7 protein-coding genes are annotated in these 6,325 nt (G+C 67.3%); 4 read left to right on the plus strand and 3 right to left on the minus strand.

Annotation, left to right across the window (positions count from 1 at the left end):
• Positions 1–76: 76 nt before the first annotated feature.
• On the minus strand, positions 77–1,507 hold the full coding sequence (locus tag AC2VOK_RS01480; protein ID WP_428898898.1) for an amino acid permease: 1,431 nt from the start codon (positions 1,505–1,507) through the stop codon (positions 77–79).
• Positions 1,508–1,651: 144 nt separating this feature from the next.
• Here AC2VOK_RS01480 and AC2VOK_RS01485 point away from each other — a divergent pair, with 144 nt between their 5' ends.
• The 4 genes from AC2VOK_RS01485 to AC2VOK_RS01500 all read left to right on the plus strand — a co-directional run bounded on the left by AC2VOK_RS01485 (position 1,652) and on the right by AC2VOK_RS01500 (position 4,291).
• Positions 1,652–2,317, plus strand: a complete 666-nt coding sequence (locus AC2VOK_RS01485) for a hypothetical protein (RefSeq protein WP_428898899.1) — start codon at positions 1,652–1,654, stop codon at positions 2,315–2,317.
• Positions 2,318–2,668: 351 nt separating this feature from the next.
• A complete protein-coding gene (locus tag AC2VOK_RS01490; protein ID WP_428898900.1) occupies positions 2,669–3,295 on the plus strand; it encodes an SOUL family heme-binding protein in 627 nt (208 codons plus the stop codon).
• A complete protein-coding gene (locus AC2VOK_RS01495) occupies positions 3,219–3,440 on the plus strand; it encodes a DUF2905 domain-containing protein (RefSeq protein ID WP_428898901.1) in 222 nt (73 codons plus the stop codon). The genes AC2VOK_RS01490 and AC2VOK_RS01495 overlap by 77 nt, the downstream gene beginning before the upstream one ends.
• A 14-nt stretch (positions 3,441–3,454) precedes the next feature.
• Entirely contained in the window at positions 3,455–4,291 is an 837-nt protein-coding gene (locus AC2VOK_RS01500) for a class I SAM-dependent methyltransferase (RefSeq protein WP_428898902.1), read from the plus strand.
• A gap of 1 nt (position 4,292) precedes the next feature.
• Here the strand turns inward: AC2VOK_RS01500 and AC2VOK_RS01505 are convergent, their stop codons facing one another.
• Positions 4,293–5,141, minus strand: a complete 849-nt coding sequence (locus tag AC2VOK_RS01505) for a glycoside hydrolase family 16 protein (protein WP_421530159.1) — start codon at positions 5,139–5,141, stop codon at positions 4,293–4,295.
• Between the two features lie 444 nt (positions 5,142–5,585).
• Entirely contained in the window at positions 5,586–6,275 is a 690-nt protein-coding gene (locus AC2VOK_RS01510) for a carboxymuconolactone decarboxylase family protein (protein ID WP_428898903.1), read from the minus strand.
• Positions 6,276–6,325 lie beyond the last annotated feature (50 nt).

Raw genomic sequence — 6,325 nt, forward strand, 5'->3', positions numbered from 1 at the left:
AGTGTCCACACTTCGGGTGGGCTGGCTAACTGGCTAACTGCAGACCAAGTCGGTGTGGGCCCAGCTGTGACCGGTGCTATCGGTCCGGGACGTCCGTGTTGATCTCAGCACGGAACCGCCGGTACCGCTCGGCGTGACCGGGCCGGCGGCGTACCGTCAACCAGCCGACCGCCAAGACGGCGAACCACAGCGGGACCCACGCCAGGGCGACGGCGGTTCCCGGGTCGATGCACAGCGTCCCGACCACGAACGCGAAAAAGGCGAGCACTGCCCAGCACATCACCGCGCCGCCGGGCATCCTGTACACCGAGTCGGCGTGCCGCCCCGCGTGCCGGCGCCGGTAGACGAGATAGCTGACGACGATCAGCGCCCACACGAACATGAACAGCAACGACGCGACGACCGTCAAGAGGGTGAACGCGCCGATCACCGAACCGCCAACGTAGAGCAGGGGAACTGCGGCCAACATCAGCGCCGCCGTAGCCAGCAGCGCGCGCGCCGGCACGCCGTCTCGGCTGAGCCGGCCGAACGGCGCCGGGGCGCTTCCTTCGTCGGCCAGGCCGAAAAGCATCCGGCCCGTGGAGAACACGCCGGAATTCGCCGAGGATGCTGCCGCGGTGATCACGACGAAGTTGACGATCGACGCCGCGGTGGAAAGCCCGGCCAGTGAGAACATCATCACGAACGGCGATTCCCCGCTGGCGAAGTCCCGCCAGGGCACCACGGTGAGGATGGCCAGCAGTGCCCCGATATAGAAGATCGCCACCCGCAACGGAACAGCGTTGATCGCGCGGGGGAGGGTGCGGCGCGGGTTGACCGTCTCGGCCGCCGCGATACCGATCAGTTCGACCCCGACGAAGGCGAACGCGGCGATCTGGAATGCGCTGATCGCGCCAGTGAACCCGGTGGCGAAGAATCCGCCGTCGTTCCACAGGTTCTCGACGGTCGCGCGGTGGCCTTGCGGTGAAACATAATCCGTCGCCAGCAGGACGCCTCCGGCGACGATGAAGCAGACGATCACGGCGACCTTGACCAAGGCGAACCAGAACTCGATCTCCCCGAAGTTGCGGACGCCGGACAGGTTCACCACGAGGATCAGGCCGACCGTGAGCAACGCCGGCAACCACGCCGGCAACGCTGGCCACCAGAACTGGAAGTAGCCGGTGATCGCGACCACCTCCGCGGTGCCGGTGACGACCCAGGCCAACCAGTACGACCACCCCATGAAGAAGGCCGCCGCGGGTCCGAGTAAGTCGGCAGCGAAGTCGACGAACGACTTGTAGTTCAGGTTCGACAGCAGCAGTTCGCCCATCGCGCGCAGCACGAAGAACATGAAGAACCCGACGATGCCGTACACCAGCAGCACTGCCGGCCCGGCGTGGGAGATCGTTTTCGCCGACCCCAGGAACAAGCCGGTGCCGATTGCGCCGCCGATCGCGATCAGCTGGACGTGGCGGTTGGACAGCCCACGGTGCAGGTGCGGGACGGCCGCGTCGTCGTCGGGCATTAGCGGACGGTACCGGACTGGCTACGCGCGCCCGGTGACGAGCCGCGCGAGGACCGCTCCGGCGCGGCGGGCGGGATTTCCGGACCCGCGCGCCGCCGCTCGTCTTAGGCTGCACCCGGGGGCCGAACGGGAGGTGGGTTCGACATGGTTTCGCGAGCCGCCGCGGCAGCCGTTGCCGCCGGTGTCGCCGTCGCGGCAGTGGTCTGTTGGTCGACTGCGCCGGCGATCGCCGATCCACCGCCGACCGAGGTGATCATCACCGCAGCGGTGGGGCCCGACGGCCAGCCGCTCAACGGGTATCAGGAGACGCCGTCGCAGGGCAACGTCGCCACGGTCGACCAGTGCACCACGCCGTCGCCGTCGGCGGTGGCCGGCGACATCTATTACTGCTCGCCCAGCGCGGCCGATGCCGGCACCTGCTGGCCCGCAAAACCCGGGTCACTGCTGTGCATCGACAATCCGTGGGACATGCGCATGCACCGGGTGGGCTACGGCGGTCCGCTGCCGCCGGTGCAGCCCGTCGCGACGCCAGACCCGTTCGCCCTGGTTCTCGACGACGGCACCCGCTGCCTGTTGCGCAACGGGGGCGCGTGGGGAGGGCGGGACGACGGCTATGTCGGCGTGTACGGCTGCGGAGACCCCGGCGCCCACCTGGCGATTTTGTGGCTATCCAGCCAGGGCGCCGGAACCTGCATAGATCGCTCCGCGCCGGTGTGGGTGGTCAAGGTCGGCCAGGTGGGCACTTCGAGCACCCCGTTCCCGCCGCCGCAGACCCGCGCGGTGACGACCGTATGGTTTGCCGGTAGGTGAGCGTAGGGGGTGCTGCAGCTCCCGTGGAGCCCACGACAAGAGCCGACTGCCCGAGGCGGGGGCCCGGTAGCATCGTCTTGGGCGGCTGATCGGCTTTGCCGGCATGCCTGAAAAAGTGGGTCAATCCCCCCTGCCGCTCACTCTGACCGGAAGCGTGACATGCAACCACGAACTCTGATCCCCGCCGCCACGGCGGTCGCCTCAGCCGCCACAGCGAGCCTTTCCGATCGTGTGGCCACACAGTGAGGCCGGGCCAACCCGCTGCTCTTCTGCCCGCTGTGGTGCGCGTTCGCGACGCTGTTGGCCGGCCACGTGTGGTTTCTCAATCGAAGCTGAGGGAATGACAGCGTGATGAAACTGACCGAACTCGCCGAACAGGTCGCCGAATCGCTGGTTGCGGTCGTAGGTATCCGCCTGGGCACCGAGGAGCCCGCCTACACGCGCCAGGAGCTCACCGACACCGTCGAAATCCGGAACTACGGCTCGCGCATCGCCGCCCAAACGACGGTGCCGGGCGACCAGGAGCGCGCGCGCAATGTCGGTTTCCGCCGGCTTGCGCGTTACATCTTCGGCGGCAACCGCGGCGGCCAGGCAATTGCGATGACGGCGCCGGTGGGCCAGCATGCGACCGCGGGTCAGCAGATCGCGATGACCGCGCCAGTAGCCCAGACGGGCGACGACGGACGTGGCTGGGTGATCCGGTTCTTCATGCCGTCGACGTGGACCATGGACACCCTGCCCACGCCCAATGACGACCAGGTCCGTTTGGTGACCGTGCCGCCGCAGACGGTGGCTGTGCTGAAGTTCAGCGGTGACAGGAGCCCGCAGGCCGTTGCCGACCGTATCGCCGAGCTCAGAAACGTCCTGCGCAACAACGACATCGTTCCGATCGGCGGAGCCGATGCGTGGTTCTACGACCCTCCGTGGACGCTGCCGTGCCGGCGCCGCAACGAGGTGGCGATCCCTGTCGAGTCGTGATGGGACGCGACGTCGGCGCCTTCCCGGCGAAATCCGGGTCGAGCCCGGTAACGTGCGCTTCTACATTCCGTTGGTGCCGATGCTGCTGGTTCCGGTCGCGGCGACGTTGTTGCTCGCGGTCGTGCGGCACCGGTTCCGCTGTTGATCGGGGGAGATTTGATGAGTCGCCTGGGAGACGACAAAGTGGATGCCGGGCAGTTGACCGGCGTCTCGGAAACGGCCCTGCTGACCTTGTACGGCAGGGCCTACCAGGCCGGGCGGCCGGATGCGATCCTGGATGACCCGATGGCGATCGCGCTCGTCGAATCCATCGACTTCGACTTCGAGAAGTTCCGGCGCAGAGGCCAGGAGATGGCGCTGCGGTCTCTGGCGGTGGACCGGTGCGCAATCGAATATCTCTCGGCGCGGCCCCGGGCGACGGTCGTCGCCCTCGCGGAGGGCTTTCAGACCAGCTTCTGGCGCCTGGACAGCGCGCTGCCGGACGCACGATTCCGCTGGGTTTCGGTGGACTTGCCGCCGGTCATCGAACTGCGACAGCGCCTGTTGCCGCCCTCGGAGCGCATCACGTATCTGGCGCAGTCCGCGCTGGACTACAGCTGGATGGCCGAGATCGACGACGCCCACGGCGTGTTCATCACCGCCGAGGGTCTGCTGATGTACCTGCAACCGCACGAGTCGCTGGGCCTGATCGCCGAGTGCGCCAAGCGGTTTCCCGGCGGGCAGATGTTCTTCGACCTGCCGCCGACCCTGGTCAAGAAATTCGCGCCGCGGGGGATGCGGTCCTCCACGCGCTACCGGGTGCCGCCGATGCCGTTCAGCCTTTCGGTGCGTCAACTGGCGGATCTGGCCACCCGCATGTCCGGCGTCCGGGCGGTACATGATCTGCCGATGCCCGAGGGGCGGGGGTTGTTTTTCGGGAAGTTGTTCCCGGCGTTCTGGCGGTTTCCACCCTTGAAACCGTTCCGCGGCGCCTACACCGTGCTCGAGTTCGGCTGACTCACCACACGCGTATCCAGTCGACGAGCATGTCGGCGGGATAGGTGCCCGGCCCCGGGTCGCCGCCGCCGGAACCGGCGACGGCGAGGTTGAACACTGTGAACACCGTGTAGCCGGGCGCGTTGAACGGCCAGTCCGGCAGCGAACTCGCCGGCACGTCGAAGTAGGGCTGCGCGCCGTCGACGTAGTCCTTCCAGAACCGGATGCCGGCCTCGTCCCATTGGGTCCGCCACGTGTGCCAGGCGCTGTCGACGGCGATGCTGTGGGTCTTCCACTCGCCACCGTTGGCTTTCGCGTGCACCGTCGTGGCCGGGGGCCAGTTGCCGTTCCCGTACCACTCCATGACGTCGATCTCGCCTTCGTCCTGATTGCCCAGCCAGTAGGCGGGCCAGGCGCCCGGCGTCAGGCAGCTCAGCTTGATCCGCGCTTCCCAGGTGTGGCCGACGCCGCCCCGCCACAGGCTTTGTACCTTGCCGCTGTAGTACGTCGCGCCGTCTTTGGCGGCACGCAGGACCAGATTGGACTTGCCGTCGACGACGACGTTCTGCCGGTTGTCGCGGTACTGGCCGATGTTCTCGGGGCGCTCCCAGTAGGTCGGATCCTTGATGGTTTCGCGGGCACGCGCCACCGCCCACTTGGATGAATCGGGCGCCGATCCCGCCGGCCCGTCGAATTCGTCCTGGAAGACGTAGCTCCCGGACTGCCCGTGGGGCGCAGCCGGCGGCGGGAGGGGGCCTACCCCAGGGCCCCCGCGCAACCGGTCCGCGCGGGCCTCGGGATCGGGCAGCGCGGCGGCCAGCACGCCGATCCCGGTCGTCAGCATCATGCGGCGGCGGTCCATCTCCGGCATAAGCAAGCGACGATAACAGCACGAGTGGATCCCGGCCGTGCCGGCCAAGCCGCGATTGTGTCAGTGGTCGCCGTTATGTTCCTGATCGGTGGCCGAACCGACAATCGGCGGCCGCAGACACCGATTGTCGGCGAATTCATGGCAACTTCTCATGCTGAGGGGTGGTTTGGTCTCAGGGTTGGCCGGGCATCCTGAAATCACGAAACAATAACCACACCTGCCCCACATCCCACAAGCCGAGTCGAATCGCTGAGGAAGGAGATTGACAATCGTGGCGAACGCATCAGAGGCGACGGTTATCTTCCTTGACTCCCACCCGGTGTGGATCGAGGCTCAGCGACATGCGCGCGAGCGTGATGAGGCGATGCTGCGCCATCCCGCCGCGCGGCGCCGACGAGGCGGCACCGCTTGGGGCAGCACGCGGGGACTTGGCAGTTTCGGCGGCTATTCCAGCTCCGATACACCGGCCTGAACCCGACCCTGGACCCGACGACGTCGCGGCCCGGATGTGGCGGCGCCGATGTCGAGCACACCGCCGCCCGCCGGGTCGGCAACCTCCACGACCGGGTCGTCGCAGTCGTCGAATTCCAGCCGTAATGCCCGCGACATGATCGCATGCATCACGTACATGGTGGTGGTGTAGGTGAATTCGAGGATCTCGGTGTCGGTGAACACCTCACGCAGTTGCTCGAACAGTTGCTCGGGAACTCGCCCATGTTGTCCGGCAAGACAATCCGTGTAGGCGAGCAACAGCCGTTCGGTGGGTTCGAAACAGTCGGCGGTCTGCCAGGAGGGTATGGCCGCGATCTTCTCCTCGGACAACCCCGCCGCCCGGCAGGCCTTGCAGTGCTGAGAGAAGACGAACTGGCTGCCGACCACCCAGCCGGCCCGTATCTGGCCCAGTTCGCGGTGATCCGGCCGGATGCTCACTTCCTCGCGGTAGAGGCGAAACCCGCGCACGGCATGGCGCAGGGCGGCGGGGGACTGGGCGAACACCGTCCACCAGTTGCCGGTGGTCCCGCCGACGGTCCCGGGTTCGGCCACCGGGTCACGGTCGCCGAACATAGCGTCGTACATCGTGAGGGTGAAGTCGTCGCTGACCTCAGCGCGGGCGATGGGTTCCAGGCGTGGCATAGGTGGCATTCAAGCACCTGGCGCACACCCGGGAACAGCTCAACCGATGA

It is taken from the genome of Mycobacterium sp. TH-M116, assembly GCF_057473685.1.

Excerpts from the sequence above, each read along its gene's own strand:
- AC2VOK_RS01495 (WP_428898901.1), top strand. The coding sequence starts at position 3,219 with ATGCGTGGTTCTACGACCCTCCGTGGACGCTGCCGTGCCGGCGCCGCA.
- AC2VOK_RS01500 (WP_428898902.1), top strand. The coding sequence starts at position 3,455 with ATGAGTCGCCTGGGAGACGACAAAGTGGATGCCGGGCAGTTGACCGGC.
- AC2VOK_RS01510 (WP_428898903.1), bottom strand. The coding sequence starts at position 6,275 with ATGCCACGCCTGGAACCCATCGCCCGCGCTGAGGTCAGCGACGACTTC.
- AC2VOK_RS01490 (WP_428898900.1), top strand. The coding sequence starts at position 2,669 with ATGAAACTGACCGAACTCGCCGAACAGGTCGCCGAATCGCTGGTTGCG.
- AC2VOK_RS01480 (WP_428898898.1), bottom strand. The coding sequence starts at position 1,507 with ATGCCCGACGACGACGCGGCCGTCCCGCACCTGCACCGTGGGCTGTCC.
- AC2VOK_RS01505 (WP_421530159.1), bottom strand. The coding sequence starts at position 5,141 with ATGCCGGAGATGGACCGCCGCCGCATGATGCTGACGACCGGGATCGGC.
- AC2VOK_RS01485 (WP_428898899.1), top strand. The coding sequence starts at position 1,652 with ATGGTTTCGCGAGCCGCCGCGGCAGCCGTTGCCGCCGGTGTCGCCGTC.